The 1,382-nt window shown below is 64.0% G+C and carries 1 protein-coding gene; it reads left to right on the forward strand.

The window, feature by feature from the left end; translation table 11 throughout:
• Positions 1–89 precede the first annotated feature (89 nt).
• Positions 90–1,340 carry an IS256 family transposase gene (locus CXQ96_RS17790; protein WP_104119360.1) on the forward strand — a complete coding sequence of 417 codons (1,251 nt, stop codon included), beginning with the start codon at positions 90–92 and terminating at the stop codon, positions 1,338–1,340.
• Positions 1,341–1,382: the final 42 nt, after the last annotated feature.

Here is a 1,382-nt window from a genome sequence, read left to right on the forward strand (position 1 = left end):
GGGACTGTCTGAATAACGGTGTGTGAGGGTTCGGCCTGATCCGAGAGGAGATGGCCGTGAACGACTTCACGACCGAAGTATCAGGGGCGATGATCGATCCTGTGACGGGAGAAATCATCGATCAGAAGGACCTCGCCGAGCGGCTGCTCGCCCAGGCGAAGGAGCAGGGCGTGAGCCTGGTAGGCCCGGGTGGCTTGTTGAACCAGCTGACCAGGAACGTGCTGGAAACCGCTTTGGAAGCGGAGCTGACCGAGCACCTCGGGCACGAGCACGGGCAGACGCCGATCGCGGCGAACATGCGCAACGGCACTCGGGTGAAGACGGTGTTGACGGAGATCGGCCCGGTGGAGATCGAGGTGCCGCGGGACCGGGACGGGTCGTTCGAGCCGGTGATCGTGCCCAAACGGAAACGGCGTCTGGATGGCATCGATGAGATCGTGCTCTCGCTGTCCGCCCGTGGGTTGACGACCGGGGAGATCGCCGCGCATTTCGAGGAGGTCTACGGGGCGAAGGTCTCTAGAGACACGATCAGTCGGATCACCGAGAAGGTCGCCGGTGAACTCGCGGAGTGGGCTTCCCGTCCGCTGGACCCCCTTTACCCGGTTCTGTTCGTCGACGCGATCGTGGTCAAGGTCCGCGACGGGCAGGTCCGCAACACCCCGTTCTACGTCGTTATGGGCGTCACCGTGAACGGGGAACGCGACATCCTTGGCATCTGGGCCGGTGACGGAGGCGAGGGTGCGAGGTTCTGGTTGCAGGTCTTCTCCGAGCTGAAGAACCGTGGTGTCGAGGACGTGCTCATCGCCGTCTGCGACGGGCTCAAGGGCCTGCCGGAGGCGATCAACACGACCTGGGAGCGGACCGTCGTGCAGCAATGCGTCGTGCATTTGATCCGCAACAGCTTCCGCTACGCCGGCCGGCAACACCGAGACGGAATCGTGAAAGCCCTCAAACCCGTCTACACGGCGCCGTCCGAAGCGGCGGCGAAGGACCGGTTCGCGGAGTTCGCCGCCGAGTGGGGCCAGCGGTATCCGGCGATCGTGAACCTCTGGGAATCCGCGTGGGCGGAATTCGTGCCGTTCCTCGAATACGACGTGGAGATCCGCCGGGTCATCTGCACGACGAATGCGATCGAGTCGATCAACGCCCGCTACCGCCGAGCGGTGCGGGCCAGGGGCCACTTCCCGAACGAGGCCGCGGCGCTGAAGTGTCTTTACCTCGTCACCCGGTCCCTTGACCCCACCGGCGGAGGCAGAGCACGCTGGGTCATCAGGTGGAAACCAGCGCTGAACGCCTTCGCGATCACCTTCGCAGGACGCTTTGAGAAAACCAACCACTAATGAAAACCGCCGGACCCCACACACCGTTTATCGGACAGACCC

It is taken from the genome of Arthrobacter sp. B1805 (assembly GCF_002929745.1).
Classification (GTDB): domain Bacteria; phylum Actinomycetota; class Actinomycetes; order Actinomycetales; family Micrococcaceae; genus Arthrobacter_D.

Excerpts from the sequence above, each read along its gene's own strand:
- CXQ96_RS17790 (WP_104119360.1), top strand. The coding sequence starts at position 90 with ATGATCGATCCTGTGACGGGAGAAATCATCGATCAGAAGGACCTCGCC.